25 protein-coding genes are annotated in these 23,005 nt (G+C 54.8%); 14 read left to right on the top strand and 11 right to left on the bottom strand.

The features are described 5' to 3' along the window. Positions 1-5: 5 nt before the first annotated feature. The 5 genes from glpX to tkt form a co-directional block, all read right to left on the bottom strand. Positions 6-977: a class II fructose-bisphosphatase gene (gene glpX / locus WM46_RS14980; RefSeq protein ID WP_102602675.1), complete on the bottom strand. Its 972-nt coding sequence runs from the start codon at positions 975-977 to the stop codon at positions 6-8. After that, complete coding sequence (locus WM46_RS14985) at positions 974-2,251, bottom strand: zinc-binding dehydrogenase (protein WP_102602676.1); 1,278 nt, start codon at positions 2,249-2,251, stop codon at positions 974-976. The genes glpX and WM46_RS14985 overlap by 4 nt, the downstream gene beginning before the upstream one ends. Before the next feature lie 23 nt (positions 2,252-2,274). After that, positions 2,275-3,654, bottom strand: coding sequence for a PTS mannitol transporter subunit IICB (locus tag WM46_RS14990; protein ID WP_102602677.1), 1,380 nt, complete (start codon positions 3,652-3,654; stop codon positions 2,275-2,277). A gap of 27 nt (positions 3,655-3,681) precedes the next feature. Beyond that, complete coding sequence (cmtB, locus tag WM46_RS14995; RefSeq protein ID WP_102602678.1) at positions 3,682-4,125, bottom strand: PTS mannitol transporter subunit IIA; 444 nt, start codon at positions 4,123-4,125, stop codon at positions 3,682-3,684. A 319-nt stretch (positions 4,126-4,444) separates the two neighbouring features. After that, a complete protein-coding gene (gene tkt / locus WM46_RS15000; protein ID WP_102602679.1) occupies positions 4,445-6,436 on the bottom strand; it encodes a transketolase in 1,992 nt (663 codons plus the stop codon). Positions 6,437-6,714: 278 nt separating this feature from the next. On the opposite strand from tkt, the gene WM46_RS15005 reads away from it, so the two are divergent. Then, positions 6,715-7,473: a M48 family metallopeptidase gene (locus WM46_RS15005; RefSeq protein ID WP_061076336.1), complete on the top strand. Its 759-nt coding sequence runs from the start codon at positions 6,715-6,717 to the stop codon at positions 7,471-7,473. Between the two features lie 140 nt (positions 7,474-7,613). Here WM46_RS15005 and speB read toward each other — a convergent pair whose 3' ends face one another. The 5 genes from speB to WM46_RS15030 form a co-directional block, all read right to left on the bottom strand. Further along, positions 7,614-8,534, bottom strand: coding sequence for an agmatinase (gene speB, locus WM46_RS15010; RefSeq protein ID WP_042998050.1), 921 nt, complete (start codon positions 8,532-8,534; stop codon positions 7,614-7,616). Between the two features lie 143 nt (positions 8,535-8,677). Then, positions 8,678-10,654, bottom strand: a complete 1,977-nt coding sequence (speA, locus tag WM46_RS15015) for a biosynthetic arginine decarboxylase (RefSeq protein WP_042998051.1) — start codon at positions 10,652-10,654, stop codon at positions 8,678-8,680. 8 nt (positions 10,655-10,662) lie between these two features. After that, complete coding sequence (gene yqgB / locus WM46_RS15020) at positions 10,663-10,794, bottom strand: acid stress response protein YqgB (RefSeq protein WP_043001726.1); 132 nt, start codon at positions 10,792-10,794, stop codon at positions 10,663-10,665. 93 nt (positions 10,795-10,887) lie between these two features. Next, on the bottom strand, positions 10,888-11,031 hold the full coding sequence (locus tag WM46_RS26770; RefSeq protein ID WP_316245625.1) for a hypothetical protein: 144 nt from the start codon (positions 11,029-11,031) through the stop codon (positions 10,888-10,890). Between the two features lie 54 nt (positions 11,032-11,085). After that, positions 11,086-11,310 (bottom strand): hypothetical protein, encoded by a 225-nt coding sequence (locus WM46_RS15030; protein ID WP_081093728.1) that lies wholly within the window; start codon positions 11,308-11,310, stop codon positions 11,086-11,088. Positions 11,311-11,448: 138 nt separating this feature from the next. Here WM46_RS15030 and metK point away from each other — a divergent pair, with 138 nt between their 5' ends. The 8 genes from metK to ruvX all read left to right on the top strand — a co-directional run bounded on the left by metK (position 11,449) and on the right by ruvX (position 18,668). Next, positions 11,449-12,603: a methionine adenosyltransferase gene (gene metK, locus WM46_RS15035; protein ID WP_102602681.1), complete on the top strand. Its 1,155-nt coding sequence runs from the start codon at positions 11,449-11,451 to the stop codon at positions 12,601-12,603. A 367-nt stretch (positions 12,604-12,970) separates the two neighbouring features. Then, positions 12,971-14,365, top strand: a complete 1,395-nt coding sequence (galP, locus tag WM46_RS15040) for a galactose/proton symporter (protein ID WP_042324088.1) — start codon at positions 12,971-12,973, stop codon at positions 14,363-14,365. A gap of 78 nt (positions 14,366-14,443) precedes the next feature. Next, positions 14,444-14,944, top strand: coding sequence for a SprT family zinc-dependent metalloprotease (locus WM46_RS15045; RefSeq protein WP_061076333.1), 501 nt, complete (start codon positions 14,444-14,446; stop codon positions 14,942-14,944). 91 nt (positions 14,945-15,035) lie between these two features. After that, on the top strand, positions 15,036-15,743 hold the full coding sequence (gene endA / locus WM46_RS15050; protein ID WP_102602682.1) for a deoxyribonuclease I: 708 nt from the start codon (positions 15,036-15,038) through the stop codon (positions 15,741-15,743). A gap of 79 nt (positions 15,744-15,822) precedes the next feature. Further along, positions 15,823-16,554, top strand: coding sequence for a 16S rRNA (uracil(1498)-N(3))-methyltransferase (gene rsmE, locus WM46_RS15055; protein WP_102602683.1), 732 nt, complete (start codon positions 15,823-15,825; stop codon positions 16,552-16,554). A gap of 12 nt (positions 16,555-16,566) precedes the next feature. After that, positions 16,567-17,514, top strand: a complete 948-nt coding sequence (gene gshB / locus WM46_RS15060; protein ID WP_102602684.1) for a glutathione synthase — start codon at positions 16,567-16,569, stop codon at positions 17,512-17,514. Positions 17,515-17,688: 174 nt separating this feature from the next. Beyond that, complete coding sequence (locus tag WM46_RS15065; RefSeq protein WP_061076329.1) at positions 17,689-18,252, top strand: YqgE/AlgH family protein; 564 nt, start codon at positions 17,689-17,691, stop codon at positions 18,250-18,252. Next, the gene (gene ruvX, locus WM46_RS15070) at positions 18,252-18,668 is read left to right on the top strand and encodes a Holliday junction resolvase RuvX (RefSeq protein WP_102602685.1); all 417 of its coding nucleotides are present in this window, start codon (positions 18,252-18,254) and stop codon (positions 18,666-18,668) included. The genes WM46_RS15065 and ruvX overlap by 1 nt, the downstream gene beginning before the upstream one ends. A 13-nt stretch (positions 18,669-18,681) precedes the next feature. Here ruvX and WM46_RS15075 read toward each other — a convergent pair whose 3' ends face one another. Beyond that, the gene (locus WM46_RS15075; protein WP_102602686.1) at positions 18,682-19,662 is read right to left on the bottom strand and encodes a type IV pilus twitching motility protein PilT; all 981 of its coding nucleotides are present in this window, start codon (positions 19,660-19,662) and stop codon (positions 18,682-18,684) included. 17 nt (positions 19,663-19,679) lie between these two features. Here WM46_RS15075 and WM46_RS15080 point away from each other — a divergent pair, with 17 nt between their 5' ends. From WM46_RS15080 to hemW, 5 genes are read left to right on the top strand one after another with little or no spacing between them, the layout of a single operon-like run. Next, on the top strand, positions 19,680-20,384 hold the full coding sequence (locus tag WM46_RS15080) for a YggS family pyridoxal phosphate-dependent enzyme (RefSeq protein ID WP_102602687.1): 705 nt from the start codon (positions 19,680-19,682) through the stop codon (positions 20,382-20,384). An 18-nt stretch (positions 20,385-20,402) separates the two neighbouring features. Further along, a complete protein-coding gene (locus WM46_RS15085; protein ID WP_042998061.1) occupies positions 20,403-20,969 on the top strand; it encodes a YggT family protein in 567 nt (188 codons plus the stop codon). Then, a complete protein-coding gene (yggU, locus tag WM46_RS15090) occupies positions 20,966-21,256 on the top strand; it encodes a DUF167 family protein YggU (RefSeq protein ID WP_044255664.1) in 291 nt (96 codons plus the stop codon). Before WM46_RS15085 ends, yggU begins: the two co-directional genes overlap by 4 nt. Before the next feature lie 7 nt (positions 21,257-21,263). Then, positions 21,264-21,857, top strand: a complete 594-nt coding sequence (locus tag WM46_RS15095; protein WP_061076326.1) for an XTP/dITP diphosphatase — start codon at positions 21,264-21,266, stop codon at positions 21,855-21,857. After that, positions 21,850-22,986 carry a radical SAM family heme chaperone HemW gene (gene hemW, locus WM46_RS15100; RefSeq protein ID WP_102602688.1) on the top strand — a complete coding sequence of 379 codons (1,137 nt, stop codon included), beginning with the start codon at positions 21,850-21,852 and terminating at the stop codon, positions 22,984-22,986. Before WM46_RS15095 ends, hemW begins: the two co-directional genes overlap by 8 nt. The last annotated feature ends 19 nt before the right edge of the window (positions 22,987-23,005 follow it).

Here is a 23,005-nt window from a genome sequence, read left to right on the forward strand (position 1 = left end):
ATCAATCACCATGAATGCAGAGAGTCTATTATATTACACGTTCGATCCGCGCCGCCGATCAGTAAAGTTTGCGTACGCACCCCCTTTGCAACCTGTTGGATCCCATTCACAAGATCGCCGCCGGTCACTCCGGTCGCGCTAAAGAGGACGTCATGTCCCGCCACCAGTTCATCGAGCGTATAGACCCGATTGACTTCGACGCCCATTTCCGCACAGCGCTGGCGCTCCTGAGCGGCAATAAGACGATGCTCTGCGGTGTCGCCTTTCGCTTCACAAAAATCGATCAGCTCGGCCTGCATATCGCCCCCCAACGCTTTCACCGCACAGGCGGAAATGACGCCTTCAGGCGCGCCGCCAATGGTGTACATCAGGTCATAAGGGTTATCCTGCAAACAGGCCAGAACACTGGCGGCCACATCGCCATCCGGCAGGGCGAAGACTTTCACCCCCAGTTGCGTGGCTTCGGCAATCGCTGGCTGAAGCCGCGGTTTATCCAGCGTGGCCATGCGCAGTCGATCCAGCGGTTTGCCCAGCGCTTTCGCCACATGACGCAGGTTATCCGCCAGAGGCCGCGCCAGATTAATCACCCCTTTCGCCTGCCGGTTAACAACCAGCTTTTTCATGTACATATCAGGGGCATGTAACAAGCTTCCCCGCGGCGCAAACGCCATCACCGCCAGCGCATTGCTCTGCCCCATCGCGACCATCCGGGTGCCTTCAATAGGATCGACCGCGATATCAACCTCTGGCCCGCTGCCGCTGCCGACCTCTTCGCCAATCCATAGCATCGGCGCGTGATCAATCTCGCCCTCGCCAATGACGATGCGTCCGCGAATGGCAATGTCATTCAAGGCCGTGCGCATCGCGCTCACTGCAAGGCCATCGATTTTGTTCTTATCGCCGCAGCCGGTTTGCGGCCAGGCAGCCAGCGCTGCCTGCTCCGTGATGCGAAACAGCGGCCATGCCAACGACTTCATGCCGCTGCCTCCCCGATATCCACGCCAAACTGCGCCAGCAAGTATCTTTCCGCTTTTTCGTTCCAGATACCGTGCGTCTGGGCAACCAACAGCGCCAGTTCTCTGAATAACGGATCGGTTTTGCCTTTCTCAGCGAAATCAGCAATGGCCGTCAGCGGCATCGTCACACCGTTATAGATAAGCTTCTTGCCACCCGGAATATCCGGCAAATTCAGAACGGTATCTGGCACCGCATCGAGACCGCCAATATGAGTCACCATAAACGACGGCTGAAGCTGACCCGTCGCGCTCAGTGCAATCGCCTCTTTCATATCATCGGTAGAACCGCCGGAAGTTCCGACTACGTGTGTACTGTTGTAATGTACGTTGTAGAAATTAAACGGCACTTTAAAGCGACTCTCCGTCGGACCCGCAAAGAAGTTCAGACAACCATCTTCTGCCAGAATATCGTCAGCCATCTCCACGACGGCTGGTACAGCGGCATAGACAAAAACGTCATCGAACCCGGCGCCACCCGTTAATTTGCGCAGTTGCGTCGCAGGATCGGTCATACCGGACGAGTCCACATAGATGAGTTCGATTCCCTTGCGCGCGGCCAGTTCGACCGGAAGGAGTTTTTTAGCCTGCTCCAGACGCGTTTCATCAATATCCACAACCACCACGCGTGCCGGTTGGATCCCGCCGTTGATGGCATAATCAATCGCACCGATCCCCATTGGCCCGGCGCAGGCTAAAAGCGCAATATTGCCGCCGGGCTTAATCCCCATTCGGTGCTCATACACATAAGGTGTCGTATGATAATTCGCCTTATAGGCACCGATGATGCAACACATCGGTTCCGCCAGCGAAGCGGCCGCAAAATAAGAACCGTGGTATGGCAATACGCATCCCAGATTTATCGCGACTTCAGGAATAATCATATACGTGGCATTACCCCCGAAATATTCGTAGCTGTATCCTGCGGAATAACCGCTGGGCAATCCCATTGCAGGTTGTAAAACAAAACGTTGCCCTTTCTTATATTTCCCGGTCAGGTTTTTTCCTACCTCGACAATGATTCCGGCACATTCGTGACCGGTAATCACCGGGTGATTTTCCAGATCATCAGGAACACGTTTATGCTCACTGCCTAATGTCGCGGCCTTCCAGGTGGATAAGCATACGCTATCGGAGATCACGCTGACTAACAGTTCATTTTCCGTAATTTCAGGTAATTCAAACTCACGGATACGGACATCCTGTTTGCCATATATTGCAGCAACTTTCGTTTTCATATTAACTCCAGGAACCAGAAATGCTAATTCGACGTTAAGTGATTAAATAAATCGTCAAGAAGCGGGTCGCCAATATAATTTTTTATCAACACCAGAGGCTTATGACTGACTCGCTTAACGCGCCCCTCAAGGCTGGCGTGCGTCACGATAATATCGGCATCATCAGGGACATTTTCGATGGCGTAATGTTTGACATCGATAGACAACCCGGCTTTTTCCAGACGCTTACGAAACGTCGTCGCCCCCATCGCACTGGACCCCATTCCCGCATCACATACAAAGGCAATACGTTTGACATTGCGATACGAAAAGTGACCTTCCTGCTTCATGGCTTTGACGGCGTTAGCGGAATCGCTGAAGGTATCTTTACTTTCAACTTCGCTATTTTTCTCCATTTTCAAAATGAAGGAGGTAATGACAAAGGTCACCACCGTTCCCGCCGTGACGCCCGCAATCGTGGCAAGGAAAGATCCTTTTGGCGTCAATGCCAGATAAGCGAAAATCGATCCTGGGCTCGGACCTGCGACCAGGCCGCCGCCTAACAGGTTAAACACCCATGTTCCGCTCATTCCCCCGGCAATCATGCCGATCAGGGTCAGTGGCTTCATCAGCACGTACGGGAAGTAGAGTTCGTGAATACCGCCCAGAAAATGGATAATCATGGCGCCGGGAGCCGATTTCTTCGCCATCCCTTTACCAAAGAAGGCAAACGCCAGCAGTAAACCTAAACCGGGGCCAGGGTTTGAGGCCACCATGAAGAAGATGGATTTTCCTGTCTCCGAGGCCTGCTGCATTCCCAGCGGATAATAGACCCCCTGATCGATAGCATTATTCAGAAAGAGGATTTTCGCGGGTTCATTAATCAATGAAAGCAGCGGTAGATAACCTGCATGTACCAGTGATTCAATACACTCTTTCACAAAATTATTGGCAATGAGGACCGCCGGGCCAATGACTTCAAACCCCAGCAGGCACAACATCATTCCGGCAATGCCTAAAGAGAAGTTATTAATTACCATCTCAAAGCCCGCAGGAATACGCTGGTCCAGCAGTCGGTCAATGTATTTAATCACCAGACCACCCAGTGGCCCCATGATCATTGAACCGAGGAACATCGGGATATCCGCGCCAATAATCACGCCGATTGTACCGATCCCCCCCATCACCGCCCCGCGCTTCCCACCCACCAGATGTCCACCGGTGGAGCCAATCATGACGGGTAATAAATAGGTAATCATCGGGCCGACTATTTTGGCGAAATGCTCATTGGGCATCCACCCTGTCGGAATAAATAATGCAGTAATAAAACCCCAGGCAATAAAAGCACCGATATTAGGGATGACCATTGCAGTCAAAAATCCCCCAAAAGCCTGGACCTTTGCACGAGCAGACTTGTGTTCCATGATAATATCCTGTCGAGGAGAAAATGATTATGCGCGGGCGATAATATCCGCCAGCTGTTTTTCTGATTTAGCAGCAAATAATGCTGCCAGGTTTTCCTCTTCACATAATAGTTCGCTTAAAGCCTGGATAGCGCCGATATGTGAATCGGCATTCGCCGCTGATAACCCAATAAGTAATTTTACGGGTTCGTCATCATCGGCAAACTGTACTTCCTGTTTTAGTAGCGTTAATGACATGCCTGTTTTTAGCGCGCCGCATTCCGGGCGAGCATGAGGCATCGCCACACCGGGAGCCAGAATATAATAAGGACCATTGGTGATCGTCGAATCTTTTATAGCCTGGATATAACTGGCATTCACATAATGATTTGCCAGCAACGATGACATGGAAAAATCAATGGCTTCCTGCCAGTTCTTTGCCACCGGTTTTATTGAAATAGAAGCTTCAGGAAAATAGTCAATCAACCGCATAAATTATCCTTATTTTATTTTTAGGGTACAACGTCTCGCTAAAAACAAAATACGCGTGCGGCAAAATGAAAGCAATCGAGGGAAAAACAGAGACCGGGAAAGGGGGGAATAATTCAAATCATTAAAAAACAATATGTTGTAAATAAAAACAAAAATAGCAAGAGCAATTATGTGATATTCATTACAAATCTAATAAATCACTAAATATCATTTTTGTGAGGAAGATCTACATTAAGTCCTTGCCTGAGTAAAAAATAATTATCTCTCCAGATGATAACGGGCCGCCGAAGCGACCCGTTAGAGACTGTTGCAATGATGATTACAGCAGTGCTTTTGCTTTCGCGACAACGTTGTCGACGGTGAAGCCGAACTCTTCGAACAGCAACTCTGCCGGCGCAGATTCACCGAAGGTGGTCATCCCGACGATCGCGCCGTTCAGACCCACGTATTTGAACCAGTAGTCAGCGATACCCGCTTCGATAGCGACGCGTGCAGAGACCGCTTTCGGCAGCACGGATTCACGGTAAGCCGCATCCTGCTTGTCGAAGGCATCGGTGGACGGCATGGAGACCACACGCGCTTTCACGCCTTCTGCGGTCAGTTTGTCCCATGCGGCAACCGCCAGCTCAACTTCAGAACCGGTCGCAATGAAGATAAGCTCAGGCTGGCCTGTGCAATCTTTCAGTACGTAGCCGCCGCGCGCGATGTTCGCCAGTTGCGCTTCAGTACGCTCCTGCTGTGCCAGGTTCTGACGGGAGAGGATCAGTGCGGTCGGGCCGTCCTGACGCTCAACGCCGTACTTCCACGCCACGGCGGATTCAACCTGGTCACACGGACGCCAGGTGCTCATGTTCGGCGTGACGCGCAGAGAAGCCACCTGTTCTACCGGCTGGTGAGTCGGGCCATCTTCGCCCAGACCGATGGAGTCGTGGGTGTAAACCATCACCTGACGCTGTTTCATCAGCGCAGCCATACGTACCGCGTTACGCGCATATTCCACGAACATCAGGAAGGTGGAGGTGTACGGCAGGAAACCACCGTGCAGGGAGATACCGTTGGCAATCGCGGTCATACCAAATTCGCGTACGCCGTAATGGATGTAGTTACCGGCAGCATCTTCATTGATGGCTTTAGAACCCGACCACAAAGTCAGGTTAGACGGCGCCAGGTCAGCAGAGCCGCCGAGGAATTCCGGCAGCAACGGACCAAAGGCTTCGATTGCATTCTGGGACGCTTTACGGCTGGCGATTTTCGCCGGGTTAGCCTGCAGCTTAGCGATGAATTCGTTCGCTTTCGCATCGAAGTCAGACGGCATTTCACCTTTCATACGACGGGTGAACTCAGCCGCTTCCTGCGGGAAGGCTTTAGCATAAGCAGCGAATTTCTCGTTCCAGGCAGACTCTTTCGCCTGACCGGCTTCTTTCGCATCCCACTGGGCATAGATTTCAGACGGGATTTCGAACGGCGCGTATTTCCAGCCCAGTTGTTCGCGGGTCAGCGCGATTTCGGCGTCGCCCAGCGGCGCACCATGGGAATCGTGGGTACCCGCTTTGTTCGGGGAACCGAAACCGATGATGGTTTTGCACATCAGCAGGGACGGTTTGTCGGTCACGGCACGCGCTTCTTCGACTGCGCGTTTGATGGCGTCAGCGTCGTGGCCGTCAACACCACGTACCACGTGCCAGCCGTACGCTTCGAAACGTTTAGCGGTGTCGTCAGTGAACCAGCCTTCAACGTGACCATCGATAGAGATACCGTTGTCATCGTAAAACGCCACCAGTTTACCCAGCTTCAGCGTACCGGCCAGAGAGCATACCTCGTGAGAGATACCTTCCATCATGCAGCCGTCGCCCATGAACGCATAGGTGTAGTGGTCAACGATGTCGTGGCCCGGACGGTTAAACTGCGCCGCCAGCGTTTTTTCAGCGATAGCCATACCGACCGCGTTCGCAATACCCTGACCCAGCGGACCGGTGGTGGTTTCCACACCGGCGGTGTAACCCACTTCCGGGTGACCCGGGGTTTTGGAATGCAGCTGACGGAAATTCTGCAGCTCAGACATCGGCAGATCGTAACCGGTGAGGTGCAACAGGCTGTAAATCAACATGGAGCCGTGGCCGTTGGACAGTACGAAACGGTCACGATCGGCCCAGGACGGGTTGCCCGGGTTGTGGTTCAGGAAATCACGCCACAGGACTTCGGCAATGTCAGCCATACCCATCGGGGCACCCGGGTGACCGGATTTGGCTTTCTGTACTGCGTCCATGCTCAGCGCACGAATAGCATTGGCAAGCTCTTTACGTGAGGACATTTTGACTCCAGATCGGATGATGAAGGCCATACCCGCAACGACTTGACGACAGCGCGTTTTGGGCTACGCCGGAAAAAAGTGCCAACAATGTAACCCAAGCCGCGTGTCATGTACATGGAGCATCCTTTTGCCGCTTCAGAAATCTCCGGATCGCACTCGCAGGTTGCGCAATCTGCTCGCCCGCTTGTTGTTCTTTTCTTTATACTTAGCGTGAGCGCGGATTCATCTGCAAATCGCGCACTTTTAGAACAATCCTCATTTCGTGTGGAAGAAAAAACATGAAGATTCGCGCGTTACTGCTTGCTATGGGCATGGCGACGGTGCTGACCGGCTGCCAGAATATGAATTCCAATGGACTGCTCTCTTCAGGGGCCGAGGCTTTTCAGGCTTACAGTCTGAGCGACGCGCAGGTTATTGCGTTAAGCAACCAGGCCTGTACGGAAATGGATGGTAAAGCGACTATCGCGCCAGCCGGCAGCGAGTACGCGAAGCGCCTGAACAAAATCGCCACGGCGCTCGGCGATAACATCAACGGACAAGCGGTCAACTACAAGGTCTACATGGCGAAAGACGTGAATGCCTTCGCGATGGCGAACGGCTGTATTCGTGTATATAGCGGCCTGATGGATATGATGACGGACAACGAAGTCGAAGCGGTGATTGGCCATGAAATGGGTCACGTTGCGCTCGGACACGTGAAGAAAGGTATGCAGGTGGCGCTGGGCACTAACGCCGTTCGCGCAGCCGCAGCCTCAGCGGGTGGGATCGTCGGCAGCCTGTCGCAGTCACAGCTCGGCGATCTGGGGGAAAAACTGGTGAACTCGCAGTTCTCCCAGCGTCAGGAATCGGAAGCGGACGACTACTCGTATGATTTGTTGCGCAAACGCGGTATCAGCCCGGCGGGGCTTGCCACCAGCTTTGAAAAACTGGCGAAACTGGAGGAAGGTCGTCAAAGCTCAATGTTTGACGATCACCCGGCCTCCGCAGAACGTGCGCAACATATTCGCGATCGTATGAAAGCGGACGGGATTAAGTAACCATTAGAACAGTGCCGGATAGCGGCGTAAACGCCTTATCCGGCCTACAGAACTACAAATTTAGCCCGGTGATCGGGCGTTATTGGCGATGTGGTAGGCCGGATAAGATGCGTTAGCATCGCCATCCGGCACTGAGTCCGTTACTCGCCTTTCTTCGCCGCCTGGATGTAGAGCATCTCCAGCGCCAGCGTTGCCGCTGCCAGGGCGGTGATTTCTGACTGATCGTAAGCTGGCGCTACTTCCACCACGTCCATCCCCACGATGTTCAGATCTTTCAGGCCGCGCACCAGCTTGATGGCGCGATCGGAGGTCAGGCCGCCAATCACTGGCGTACCGGTCCCCGGCGCGAATGCCGGATCCAGGCAGTCGATATCAAAGGTCAGATAGACCGGCATGTCGCCGACAATCTGCTTCACCTGGGCGATGATGTCATCAACGCCGCGATCGTTCACCTGACAGGCGTCCAGCACGGTAAAGCCGTTGTCTTTGTCGAATTCCGTACGAATACCGATCTGCACGGAGTGATTCGGATCGATCAACCCTTCGTTCGGCGCGGTGTAGAACATGGTGCCATGGTCGAACTCACAGCCGTTTGCATAGGTGTCGGTGTGGGCATCGAAATGGACCAGCGCCATTTTGCCGAAGTGTTTTGCGTGCGCGCGCAGCAGCGGCAGCGTCACAAAGTGGTCACCGCCAAAAGAGAGCATACGTTTACCGGCAGCCAGCAGTTTCTCTGCATGCGCCTGCAGTTTTTCACTCATTTCACGCGCGTCGCCAAAGGCGTAAACCAGATCGCCGCAGTCCACCACGTTCAGGCGCTCACGCATGTCGAAGTTCCACGGAAAGCGGTTGTGTTCCCAGGCCAGATTCGTTGACACCTGACGGATTGCCGCCGGGCCGTGACGTCCACCCGCGCGACCCGACGTCGCCATGTCAAACGGCACGCCAGTGATCACCCAGTCGGCATCGCTGTCATACGGCTGGAAATTCAGCGGCAGACGCAGGAAACCAAAGGCGTTAGAAACCAAGGAGTTATCGTACTGATGACCTAAGGTGCTCATGGCAAAAACCTCATATTCGTCGATATAAAAAAACCCTCCCGCGTCGTTAGGCCCGACGAGAAAGGGTTTGATTCGTAAACACACTAATTGGGTAAATTATCGCTGCTTAATTGCCCAGGTTCAAGTCGTCCGGGCATCAGCCATTACTCGTCTTCGAGATACGTATAGCCGTACAGACCCGCTTCGAACTCTTCGAGGAACTGTTGCTGTAGCGCATCGTCCAGACCGGTTTGTTTTACCTGATCGCGGAAGTGCGTCAGCAGCGTTTTCGGATCCAACTGCACGTATTGCAGCATGTCCGCCACCGTATCCCCTTCATCCGACAGCTCAACTTCTACGCTACCGTCCGGGAAGACAAACACGTCAACCGCTTCAGTATCGCCAAACAGGTTGTGCATATTGCCGAGGATCTCCTGATACGCGCCGACCATAAAGAAACCGAGCATCGGCGGGTTATCCGGATCGTACTCTGGCATCGGCATGGTGGTCGCAATACCATCGCCGTCGATGTAGTGATCGATAGCGCCGTCGGAATCACAGGTGATATCCAGCAGAACCGCACGACGCTCAGGCACCTGATCCAGCCCTTCCAGCGGCAGGACCGGGAACAGCTGATCGATCCCCCACGCGTCCGGCATTGACTGGAACAGCGAGAAGTTGACGTACATTTTGTCCGCCATACGTTCCTGCAGTTCGTCGATGATCGGACGGTGCGCGCGGTTTTGCGGATCCAGTTGTTTCTGCACTTCATGGCACATGCTTAAGTAAAGCTGTTCCGCCCACGCACGTTCCTGCAGGCTGAAGGTGCCGGAAGAGTAGCCAATGTGGATATCGTGCAAGTCCATCTGGCTGTCATGCAACCATTCGCGCAGCGAGCGACGGGTGCCCGGCTCGTGCATCTCCTGCCAGGTTTCCCACATGCTTTGCAGCGCGCGTGGCGCGTCGTCAGCCGGAGCAACAGGCACGGTATATTCGTTACGCTCAACGCCGATGATGTTGGACACCAGCACCGTGTGGTGCGCGGTCACCGCACGACCGGACTCGGTGATCACCGTCGGATGCGGCAGGCCATTTTCTTCACAGGCATCGCCAATTGCCCAGATAATGTTGTTGGCGTACTCATTCAGGCCGTAGTTCACCGAGCAGTCAGACTGCGAGCGGGTCCCTTCGTAGTCCACGCCCAGACCGCCGCCCACGTCGAAGCACTGGATGTTAACGCCCAGCTTATGCAGCTCAACATAGAAACGGGCAGACTCACGTACGCCGGTGGCAATATCACGGATATTCGCCATCTGCGAACCGAGGTGGAAATGCAGCAGTTGCAGACTATCGAGACGCCCGGCTTCACGCAGGGTTTCCACCAGTTGCAGGACCTGCGTTGCCGCCAGGCCGAATTTGGATTTTTCGCCGCCGGAGGACTGCCATTTGCCTGACCCCTGCGAGGCCAGACGGGCACGCACGCCCAGACGCGGAATGACGTTTAAACGTTCGGCTTCATCCAGCACAATGGCGATTTCAGACATCTTCTCGATGACCAGATAGACCTTGTGGCCCATCTTCTCGCCGATCAACGCCAGGCGAATGTATTCACGGTCTTTATAGCCGTTACACACGATCACCGAGCGGGTCATTCCGGCATGTGCCAGGACCGCCATCAGTTCCGCTTTGGAACCGGCTTCCAGCCCCAGCGGTTCGCCAGAATGGATTAAGGATTCGATCACGCGACGATGCTGGTTAACCTTGATCGGATAAACCAGGAAGTAGTCACCATTGTAGCCGTACGACTCACGCGCGCGTTTGAACGCGGCGTTAATGGAGCGCAGGCGGTGTTGCAGGATCTGCGGGAAGCAAAACAGCGCCGGCAGGCGTTGCCCTTGCGCTTCACGCGCTTTCACCAGCTTAGCGAGATCGACACGCGCTTCCGGCACGTCCGGGTCAGGGCACACGCTAATGTGACCCAACTCATTGACGTCGTAGTAGTTATTGCCCCACCAGGCAATATTGTAAGTACGCAGCATCTTGCTGGCTTCCTGGGAGCTCATTGCAACCTCCTGCATGGAGCGTAGTACACCCTGTTCGCCTGCTGACGAAGGCGAACCCAAAGACATGTCGTCAGACATAGCGAACCTCAAATTTTATTAACAAGTGTAAAACAGTTGACTACTATCGCAATCCGAAGAGGCGATAACAACCCATAAACAGTCGGATTTTCCAGCAGAAAGTGCTGGTACTCCGCCTGCGCGACCGGTTTCTTTTTCATATCATTGTAAAACACGTAACCGAACTTACGTATGACGGTTCGGCGAAACCACGAGAAAACTCTTGTTTCCACAAGAGCGCCCTTGTTCAGTCCTTAGTGCCAGTTACCGGCTCTGGAGTCCTGAGAAGCGCCGAGATGGGTATAACATCGGCAGGTATGCAAAGCAGAGATGCAAATTGCGGGGGACATACGCACACCAGAACGGTGCGCCAGATTCAGCAGAATACAACGGTTCATTATCTCTTATCACCTCCATGGTCGCTCCATCAGGAACGCACCCACAAGCCAAAGCTAACGTTTTAACCCGGCTGGAAGTGGCGACACGACGAAAACGTCGTGCGCTTTTTGTAAGAGCCGCGCGCCGCGTTTTATACCGGGATGGACGCCAAAAAGCAAAACATAAATGCGCACATTGCCAGCAGTGTCTGCAAAAATTTCCACCCGGGTTTTCAACACAGTGAGAGCTGATTCAAAAAATACTGGAAATCGGGTGAAGAAGTGACCTAAAATAGCCATCCAGATGTTAATCCATCCATACCGATTAACACTCAGACTGCCAGTGTCACTAACCTGCAGGCCTTGGTAGAATCTTCTGCTTTGGCTTTTCCGCACAACAGTTTGAGCTAACCAAATTCTCCTTAGGTGAAATAAAAAATGGCAAAACACCTTTTTACGTCCGAGTCCGTATCAGAAGGGCATCCTGACAAAATCGCAGACCAAATCTCTGATGCCGTGCTGGATGCTATCCTGGAACAGGATCCGAAAGCGCGCGTCGCGTGTGAGACCTACGTGAAAACCGGCATGGTTTTAGTTGGCGGTGAAATCACCACCAGCGCCTGGGTCGATATCGAAGAGATCACACGTAATACCGTGCGCGAGATTGGCTATGTGCATTCCGACATGGGCTTTGATGCCAACTCGTGTGCTATCCTGAGCGCAATTGGTAAACAGTCCCCGGATATCAACCAGGGCGTTGACCGTGCCGATCCGCTGGAACAGGGCGCTGGCGACCAGGGCCTGATGTTTGGCTATGCCACCAACGAAACCGACGTGCTGATGCCTGCGCCGATCACCTACGCACACCGTCTGGTGCAGCGTCAGGCTGAAGTGCGTAAAAATGGTACCCTGCCGTGGCTGCGCCCGGATGCGAAAAGCCAGGTGACCTTCCAGTACGACGACGGCAAAATTGTCGGCATCGACGCCGTGGTGCTCTCCACCCAGCATGCGGAAGATATCGATCAGACGACACTGAAAGAAGCGGTGATGGAAGAGATCATCAAGCCGGTTCTGCCGACCGAATGGCTGAACTCGGCCACCAAATTCTTCATCAACCCGACCGGCCGTTTTGTTATCGGCGGCCCAATGGGCGACTGCGGTCTGACCGGTCGTAAGATCATCGTTGATACCTACGGCGGCATGGCGCGTCACGGCGGCGGCGCATTCTCCGGTAAAGATCCATCGAAAGTGGACCGTTCTGCGGCTTACGCAGGACGTTATGTCGCGAAAAACATCGTTGCCGCAGGCCTGGCTGACCGTTGTGAAATTCAGGTTTCCTACGCGATCGGCGTGGCTGAACCGACTTCCATCATGGTGGAAACCTTCGGTACCGAGAAAGTGCCTGCTGAGCAACTGACGCTGCTGGTTCGCGAGTTCTTCGATCTGCGTCCGTACGGTCTGATTCAGATGCTGGATCTGCTGCACCCGATCTACAAAGAGACCGCCGCGTACGGTCACTTTGGTCGCGAACATTTCCCGTGGGAAAAAACCGACAAAGCGCAAGTACTGCGTGAGGCTGCCGGTCTGAAATAAGCGACCGACATCCGTGACTTAAGGCCAGCCTCGCGCTGGCCTTTTTTATTTACGCCCCGCCTGAGATTCTTCCGTACGCCATTAATTGAAACCGCTTACACCATGGAGTGAAAGCACCAGTTTCAGAATAATCACTTTGCATGTTCTGGCTTTCTCTGCTGTTACATTTTATTTCAGCTAAGTCTTAAATCTGAGCAAACGTGATACACCTCAGTTTAATTAAACTATAATTTTCAACTTGTTAATTTAAACCACGAGGAACGGTTAGTGTAACCGATTACACTTACGTGATAGCAATCACATATTTTTGCGGTGTACTCACCTACCCTAATTATCAACAAAACTGATAACCCAACCGGAGGGCATAATGCCTGACAATAAAAAACAGGGGCGTTCCAATAAGGCGATGACATTTTTTGTCTGCTTCCTTGCAGCCCTGGCAGGATTACTTTTTGGCCTGGATATCGGCGTTATCGCTGGCGCATTACCGTTTATCACGGATGAATTCCAGATCTCCGCGCACACTCAGGAGTGGGTCGTCAGCTCCATGATGTTCGGCGCAGCAGTCGGTGCGGTCGGCAGTGGCTGGCTCTCTTTCAAACTCGGGCGCAAGAAAAGCCTGATGATCGGCGCGATCCTGTTTGTCGCTGGTTCTCTGTTCTCCGCTGCGGCGCCGAACGTTGAAGTGCTGATCCTTTCCCGCGTACTGCTGGGTCTGGCCGTCGGCGTGGCCTCATACACCGCCCCGCTGTACCTGTCTGAGATCGCGCCGGAAAAAATTCGCGGCAGCATGATCTCCATGTACCAGTTGATGATCACCATCGGGATCCTCGGCGCCTATCTGTCGGATACCGCCTTCAGCTACAGCGGCGCATGGCGCTGGATGCTGGGCGTGATTATCATCCCTGCGATTCTGCTGCTGATCGGCGTTTTCTTCCTGCCGGACAGCCCGCGCTGGTTTGCGGCGAAACGTCGCTTTGTCGATGCCGAACGTGTGCTGTTACGTCTGCGTGATACCAGCGCAGAAGCCAAACGCGAGCTGGATGAGATCCGCGAAAGCCTACAGGTGAAACAAAGCGGTTGGGCGTTGTTCAAAGAGAACAGCAACTTCCGTCGCGCGGTGTTCCTTGGCGTGCTGTTGCAAGTGATGCAGCAGTTCACCGGGATGAACGTCATCATGTATTACGCACCAAAAATCTTTGAAATGGCGGGTTACACCAACACCTCTGAGCAGATGTGGGGCACCGTGATTGTCGGTCTGACCAACGTACTGGCCACCTTTATCGCTATTGGTCTGGTTGACCGCTGGGGTCGTAAACCGACGCTGACGCTAGGCTTCCTGGTGATGGCGGCCGGCATGGGGATCCTCGGAACGATGATGCATGTTGGCATCCACTCGCCGTCCGCGCAGTACTTTGCTATCGCAATGCTGTTGATGTTCATCATTGGTTTCGCCATGAGCGCCGGTCCGCTGATTTGGGTGCTGTGTTCTGAAATCCAGCCGCTGAAAGGCCGCGATTTCGGCATCACCTGCTCTACCGCCACCAACTGGATTGCCAACATGATTGTCGGCGCAACGTTCCTGACCATGCTGCAAAACCTCGGTAACGCGAATACCTTCTGGGTCTATGCGGGTCTGAATGTCCTGTTTATCCTGCTGACGCTGTGGCTGGTTCCGGAAACCAAACACGTCTCGCTGGAACACATCGAACGTAACCTGATGAAAGGTCGTAAGCTGCGCGAAATCGGCGCGCACGATTAATCCGCCCTTTGCGTCCTCCCCCGCGGGAGGACGCCTTCCTCTTGCAGTCCCGTCCCTGTCGCACTATTCTCTGCCGTTATGAAAACCGCCCGTCTCCCTATCGCCGTCCAGCAAGCCGTTATGCGCAGCCTGCGGGAAAATCTCGCTCAGGCTAACCTGAAGCTCGGACGCAGCTATCCCGAACCAAAGCTGGTGTATCAGCAACGTGGCACCTCTGCCGGCACCGCCTGGCTGGAGAGTTACGAAATTCGCCTTAATCCGGTGCTGTTGATGGAAAACGTCGAGGCGTTTATCAACGAAGTGGTGCCGCATGAACTGGCGCATTTACTGGTGTGGAAGCGATTTGGTCGGGTTGCGCCGCACGGTAAAGAGTGGAAGTGGATGATGGAAAGCGTGCTCGGTGTTCCCGCACGCCGCACGCATCAGTTCGAACTGCAATCAGTACGCCGCAACACGTTCCCATACCGCTGCCAGTGTCAGGAGCATCAACTGACCATCCGTCGCCATAATCGCGTTGTGCGCGGCGAAGCCACCTATCGCTGCGTTCACTGCGGCGAACCCTTAGTGCCGCTTAAATAGTCAGAACTATCAGGAACTTTCCTGATCTGGCTGATTGCATCACGCATCAACTTTCGTTACGTTGCGGGCTCGCTTTGATACGGAGTTCATGATGTACCGTCCTCTTTCTTTGGCTGCCGCCCTTTTTACGGTAGCCCTTTCAGGCCAGACGTTGGCCGCTGGCATTAACAGTTTTTCACAGGCAAAGACCGCGGGCGTCAAGGTTAACGCCGATGTCCCTGGCGACTTCTATTGCGGATGCAAAATCAACTGGCAGGGCAAGAAGGGGGTCGTCGATCTCGACTCCTGCGGCTACAAAGTGCGAAAGAACGAGAATCGCGCCAGCCGAATCGAATGGGAACACGTGGTTCCGGCATGGCAGTTTGGCCATCAGCGCCAGTGCTGGCAGGACGGCGGACGGAAGAACTGCGCCAAAGATCCGGTCTATCGCAAAATGGAAAGTGACATGCACAACCTGCAACCCGCCGTCGGTGAGGTGAATGGCGATCGCGGTAACTTCATGTACAGCCAGTGGAACGGCGGCGAAGGTCAGTACGGACAATGCGCCATGAAGGTCGATTTCAAAGAAAAGATCGCCGAACCACCCGCCCGCGCGCGCGGCGCGATTGCGCGGACCTACTTTTATATGCGCGACCAGTACAACCTGACGCTATCCCGCCAGCAAACCCAGCTTTTCAACGCCTGGAACACGCGGTATCCGGTCACCGACTGGGAGTGCGAGCGCGACGAGCGGATCGCGAAGACTCAGGGAAACCATAACCCTTACGTGCAACGCGCTTGCCAGGCGCAAAAGAGCTAACCTACACTAGCGGGATATTTGATTAACCCCTTACCCCGCGCGGCGAGCCTGCGTGGGGAGATGACGCGGATTTTTAACTATGCGCATTCCCCGCATTTATCACCCAGAGCCCATCACCGCCGGCAGCCAGATTTCCCTGTGCGAAGATGCCGCCAACCATATCGGACGCGTCCTGCGGATGGGGCCGGGTCAGGAACTGCAGCTGTTTGATGGCAGCAATCAGGTTTTCACCGCTGAAATCACCCGCGCCAGCAAGAAAAGCGTGGACGTAAAGGTGCTGCATGGCGAGATTGACGATCGTGAATCGCCGCTGCACATCCATCTTGGCCAGGTCATGTCGCGCGGTGAGAAGATGGAGTTCACTATCCAGAAATCGATCGAACTGGGTGTAAGCCTCATTACGCCACTTTTTTCTGAACGCTGCGGCGTTAAACTGGACAGTGAACGTCTGAACAAGAAGCTCCAGCAGTGGCAGAAAATCGCCATTGCCGCCTGCGAACAGTGTGGTCGCAACCGGGTACCGGAAATTCGCCCGGCCATGGATCTGGAAGCCTGGTGTGCGGAAGAGGACGAAGGGTTGAAGCTGAACCTCCATCCCCGCGCCAGCGATAGCATCAACACATTGCCGTTGCCGGTTGAGCGCGTTCGTCTGTTGATTGGCCCGGAAGGTGGGCTGTCGGCAGAGGAAATTGCCATGACCGCACGCTATCAGTTTACTGATATTCTGTTAGGACCTCGCGTTCTGCGTACTGAGACAACTGCGCTCACCGCCATTACCGCGCTTCAGGTGCGATTTGGCGATCTGGGCTAACGGAGAAGAATAATGATCAAGCTCGGCATCGTGATGGACCCCATCGCAAGCATCAATATCAAAAAAGATTCCAGCTTCGCTATGCTGCTGGAAGCGCAACGTCGTGGTTACGAACTTCATTATATGGAGATGGCCGATCTTTATCTGATCAACGGTGAAGCCCGCGCCCGCACGCGTACCCTGAGCGTCGAGCAGAACTACGACAAGTGGTATGAGTTTACCGGCGAGCAGGATCTGCCGCTGGACGCCCTCGACGTCATTCTGATGCGCAAAGATCCGCCGTTTGATACCGAGTTCATCTACGCCACCTATATTCTGGAACGCGCGGAAGAAAAAGGGACGCTTATCGTCAACAAGCCGCAGAGCCTGCGTGACTGTAACGAAAAGCTGTTCACCGCCTGGTTCTCTGACCTGACGCCGGAAACGCTGGTCACTCGCAACAAAGCGCAACTGAAGGCGTTCTGGCAGAAGCACAACGATATTATTCTCAAGCCGCTGGACGGCATGGGCGGCGCGTCGATCTTCCGTGTTAAAGAAGGCGATCCGAACCTCGGCGTGATTACGGAAACCCTGACCGAGCATGGTACCCGCTACTGCATGGCGCAGAACTATTTGCCAGCCATTAAAGATGGCGACAAACGCGTGCTGGTCGTCGATGGCGAGCCGGTTCCGTACTGCCTGGCGCGCATTCCGCAGGGCGGCGAAACCCGTGGCAACCTGGCCGCAGGCGGTCGCGGCGAACCGCGTCCGTTAACCGAGAGCGACTGGGAAATCGCGCGCCGTATCGGGCCGACGCTGAAAGCCAAAGGCCTGATTTTTGTCGGTCTGGATATCATTGGCGATCGCCTGACCGAGATTAACGTCACCAGCCCGACCTGCATCCGCGAGATTGAAGCCGAATTCCCGGTCTCCATCACCGGGATGCTGATGGACGCAATCGAAGCACGTTTGCAAAAATAATCAGCCATGAACCAGCATTGTAGGCCTGATAAGCGTAGCGCCATCAGGCATTAAGACACCGATGCCGGAGGGCGACACAGGCGTCTTATCCGGCCTACAGTAGTGACATCCGTGCGCTTTACCCACATACTGACCCCTGTTGCTTTTTTGAACCAGGAAACAGAACCTCTGACAATGAATTTACAGCATCACTTTCTTATTGCCATGCCTGCTCTCCAGGATCCGATTTTCCGCCGTTCAGTGGTGTACATTTGCGAACATAACGAAGATGGCGCAATGGGGATTATTGTGAATAAGCCTCTGGAAAATCTCCAGATTGAAGGGATTCTGGAAAAACTAAAAATCGCGCCAGAACCGCGCGATCCGGCGATCCGTCTGGATAAAGCAGTGATGCTTGGCGGCCCGCTAGCGGAAGATCGCGGGTTTATTCTGCACACGCCGCCGTCGCGTTTTGCCTCCAGTATCCGCATCTCGGATAACACCGTCATCACAACGTCCCGCGACGTGCTCGAAACCTTAGGCACGAGCGAACAACCTGCCGAGGTGTTGGTCGCGCTCGGTTACTCCTCCTGGGAGAAAGGACAGCTTGAACAAGAGCTGCTGGACAACGCCTGGCTGACCGCTCCCGCCGATCTCAATATCCTGTTTAAAACCCCGATTGCCGATCGCTGGCGTGAAGCCGCCCGACTAATCGGCATCGACATACTGACGATGCCCGGCGTGGCGGGGCATGCCTGATGAACGAAACATTACTGGCCTTTGATTTTGGCACCAAAAGTATCGGCGTGGCGATTGGTCAGCGGGTAACCGGCACAGCGCGCGCCCTGCCTGCCATTAAAGCGCAGGACGGGACGCCGGACTGGAGCCTGATCGAACGTCTGCTCAAAGAGTGGCAGCCGGATGAGATCATCGTTGGCCTGCCGCTGAATATGGACGGCACCGAGCAACCGCTCACCGCGCGCGCGCGCAAGTTCGCCAACCGCATTCACGGGCGTTTCGGCGTTACGGTCACCTTACACGATGAGCGACTCAGCACCGTCGAGGCACGCTCCGGCCTGTTCGAACAGGGCGGCTATCGCGCGCTGAACAAAGGTAAGATCGATTCCGCCTCCGCCGTCATCATTCTCGAAAGTTACTTCGAGCAGGGCTACTGATCCCATCCGTTTTTTAAAGCCGCCCTTGCGCCTGTCGCTGTTGCAGGCTCTGGGCAAAGGTCATCATCCCCATCTGCTGCCCGGTCTGAATGACATGGGGTAACTGATGGGACTTCCCTTCCCGAATCAAATTCCCCGCCGCCGGGGTGTTGATCAGCAGTTCATACAGAGCAACGCGCCCCTCCTGCTTGTCGGACTCCAGTTTCTGCGACAGCACGGCGCGCAGACTGCCTGCCAGTTGGCTGCGCACCGGGTCTTTTTCCTGCGCCGGAAAAGAATCAATCAGTCGCTCGATTGCCTGCGCGGCACCGCGCGTATGCAGCGTCGCCAGCACCAGATGCCCCGTTTCCGCCGCCGTTAGCGCCAGACGAATGGTCTCGCTGTCGCGTAACTCTCCCAGCAGAATCACATCCGGATCTTCACGCAGCGCCGCGCGTAATCCGGTGGCAAATGAGGCGCAGTGCAGTCCCACTTCACGCTGCTGAATCAGGCAGCGCTGGCTGGCGTAGACATACTCGATGGGATCTTCCAGCGTCAGAATATGTCCATCAATATGCTGATTCAGCCACGTGACCATCGCCGCCAGGGTGGTTGATTTTCCGCTGCCCGTCGCCCCCGTCACCAGAATCAAGCCATTCTCGCTGCGGAGTAGTTCGGGCAGTACGGATGGCGTCCCCAGCGTTTCCAGCGTCGGGCAATGCGTCGGCAGCAGTCGCAGCGCCAGCGACGTCCCCTGCCGCTGGTGAAAGGCGCTGGCCCGCAGGCGCTGGTTATCCCCAAGCGAAACGGCGAAATCCAGTTGCCCGTTTTGCCGTAACGCCGCCTGCTGCCCCTCATCCAGCCAGTCCGCCAGCAGTCCGGTGATGTCGGCTACGGTGAAGGGCGCACGCTCCATGCGCCCCCGTTTTCGCCAGCGCGCAGGCCACGCATTGCTTAGGTGTAGATCCGAGACGTTATGCTTTACACTAAGGGCCACAATTTCTTCCATATTCATATACAGATCCTCGGAAAATGAACGATATCGCGCATAACCTGGCACAGGTCCGGGACATAATCTCAGCCGCCGCATCGCGTTGCGGGCGCGCTTCAGAAGAAGTTACGTTACTTGCAGTGAGTAAAACTAAACCTGCGAGCGCCATCGAAGAAGCCATCGCCGCCGGTCAGTTGGCCTTTGGTGAAAATTACGTGCAGGAAGGGGTGGAGAAAATTCGCCACTTTCGCGAGAAAGGCATTGCCGGCCTGCAATGGCACTTTATCGGCCCGTTACAGTCCAATAAAAGCCGTCTGGTGGCCGAGCACTTTGACTGGTGCCATACCCTCGACCGCCTGCGCATTGCTACCCGGCTGAGCGAACAGCGTCCGGCAGAACTGGGACCGCTGAACGTACTGATTCAAATCAACATCAGCGATGAAAACAGCAAGTCCGGCATTCCGCTGGAGGAACTGGACGCGCTTGCCGCAGAGGTCGTCGAATTACCGAATCTTCGTCTGCGTGGTCTGATGGCGATCCCTGCCCCTGAGTCAGATTATGTAAGGCAGTTTGAAGTTGCCCGCCAAATGGCTGTAGCATTTGCCGGGCTGAAAACGCGCTATCCTGACGTCGATACCCTGTCGCTGGGTATGTCAGATGATATGGAAGCCGCCATTGCGGCGGGTAGCACGATGGTACGTATCGGCACCGCCATTTTTGGTGCACGTGATTACACAAAAAATTAAGGAAATCTGAGGAACGCCATGAATACGTTGACCTTCTTGCTCTCAACGGTAATTGAGCTGTACACCATGGTGCTGTTATTGCGCGTGTGGATGCAATGGGCTCGCTGTGACTTTTATAACCCTTTCTCCCAGTTTGTGGTGAAAGTGACGCAACCGATTATTGGGCCGCTGCGCCGTATTATTCCCCCGATGGGACCGGTCGACAGCGCATCGCTGCTGGTTGCGTTTATCCTCAGCTTTATCAAAGCGATAGTGCTGTTTAAAGTGGTGACGTTCCTGCCGATCGTCTGGATCGCCGCCGTACTGATCGTGCTCAAAACCATCGGCCTGTTGATCTTCTGGGTGCTGCTGGTGATGGCCATCATGAGCTGGGTAAGCCAGGGCCGTAGCCCGATTGAGTATGTGCTGATTCAACTGGCCGATCCGCTGCTGCGCCCGATTCGTCGCATTCTTCCGGGTATGGGCGGCATCGATTTCTCGCCAATGATTCTCGTCCTGCTGTTGTATGTGATCAACATGGGGATTGGCGAGGTTCTGCAGGCAACCGGTAATATGCTGCTGCCGGGGCTGTGGATGGCGCTATGAGTGCCGTAACCCGCTGCGATGACGGACTGGTTTTACGGCTCTATATTCAGCCGAAAGCCAGTCGCGACAGCATTGTCGGTTTACATGGCGACGAACTGAAAGTCGCCATTACCGCCCCGCCAGTAGATGGCCAGGCGAACAGTCATCTGGTGAAGTTTCTCGGTAAGCAGTTCCGCGTGGCAAAGAGCCAAGTTGTCATTGAAAAGGGCGAACTTGGCCGCCATAAACAGGTTAAAATCATTCATCCGCAACAAATCCCGCCAGAAGTCGCGGCATTAACTGATTAGGTATCCTATGCAAAAAGTCGTCCTCGCAACCGGCAATGCCGGTAAAGTGCGTGAGCTCGCGTCGCTGCTCAGCGATTTCGGGCTTGATGTGGTAGCGCAAACGGATCTCGGCGTCGATTCTGCCGAAGAGACCGGGCTAACCTTTATTGAAAACGCGATCCTGAAAGCGCGCCATGCCGCACAAATCACCGGTTTACCGGCGATTGCCGATGACTCAGGTCTGGCCGTTGACGTGCTGGGCGGCGCGCCGGGGATCTACTCCGCGCGCTATGCCGGTGAAGACGCAAGCGACCAACAGAACCTGGAAAAGCTGCTGCATACCCTGAAGGATGTGCCGGACGAACAGCGTCAGGCGCGTTTCCACTGCGTGCTGGTTTATCTGCGTCATGCTGACGATCCTACACCGCTGGTGTGCCATGGCAGTTGGCCGGGCGTGATTGCGCGTACGGCAGCAGGCAACGGCGGCTTTGGCTATGACCCGATCTTCTTCGTGCCTTCGGAAGGCAAAACCGCCGCCGAACTGACGCGTGAAGAGAAAAGCGCGATTTCTCACCGCGGGCAAGCGCTGAAGCTGCTGCTGGAAGCCTTACGTAATGGTTAAGTTGCCGCCGCTGAGTCTTTACATTCACATTCCGTGGTGCGTGCAGAAATGCCCATACTGCGATTTCAACTCGCATGCGTTAAAAGGTGAAGTCCCGCACGATGATTACGTCCGGCATCTGCTGAGCGATCTCGACGCGGACGTTGCGTATGCGCAGGGCCGTGAAGTGAAGACGATTTTCATCGGTGGCGGTACGCCGAGCCTGCTTTCCGGCCCGGCAATGCAAACGCTGCTCGATGGCGTGCGTGCGCGTCTGAATCTGTCAGCGGATGCGGAAATTACGATGGAAGCGAATCCGGGCACGGTCGAAGCCGATCGCTTTGTCGATTATCAGCATGCCGGGGTGAACCGTATCTCTATCGGCGTGCAGAGCTTTAGCGAACCCAAACTGAAGCGTCTGGGACGCATTCACGGCCCGCAAGAGGCCTGCCGCGCGGCGAATCTCGCCAGCGGCTTAGGCTTGCGCAGCTTTAACCTCGATTTAATGCACGGCCTGCCGGATCAGTCGCTGGACGACGCGCTGGATGACCTGCGCCAGGCGATTGCGCTGAATCCGCCGCATCTCTCGTGGTATCAGTTGACGATTGAACCGAATACGCTGTTTGGTTCTCGCCCGCCGGTGTTACCGGACGATGATGCGCTGTGGGACATCTTTGAGCAGGGCCACCAGTTATTAACCGCCGCAGGTTATCAGCAGTATGAAACCTCAGCCTATGCCAGACCGGGCTACCAGTGTCAGCACAACCTGAACTACTGGCGTTTTGGCGATTATCTGGGCATTGGCTGCGGCGCGCACGGTAAGGTCACGTTCCACGATGGCCGCATTCTGCGCACCACCAAAACGCGCCATCCCCGTGGCTATATGCAGGGGCGTTATCTGGAAAGCCAGCGTGATGTGGAGCAGGTCGATAAGCCGTTTGAATTTTTCATGAACCGATTCCGTCTGCTGGAAGCGGCGCCGCGAGCTGAATTTACGCAGTATACGGGATTGTCGGAGACGGTGATTCGTCAACCGCTTGATGAGGCCATTGCCCAGGGGTATCTGACCGAGTGCGAGACGTACTGGCAGATCACCCGGCACGGTAAGCTGTTCTTAAACTCGCTGCTTGAACTGTTTCTCGCCGAATGATTCTGGATGCGCCGAGGGG

The organism is Citrobacter freundii complex sp. CFNIH2 (assembly GCF_002880615.1).
Lineage (GTDB): Bacteria > Pseudomonadota > Gammaproteobacteria > Enterobacterales > Enterobacteriaceae > Citrobacter_A > Citrobacter_A amalonaticus_F.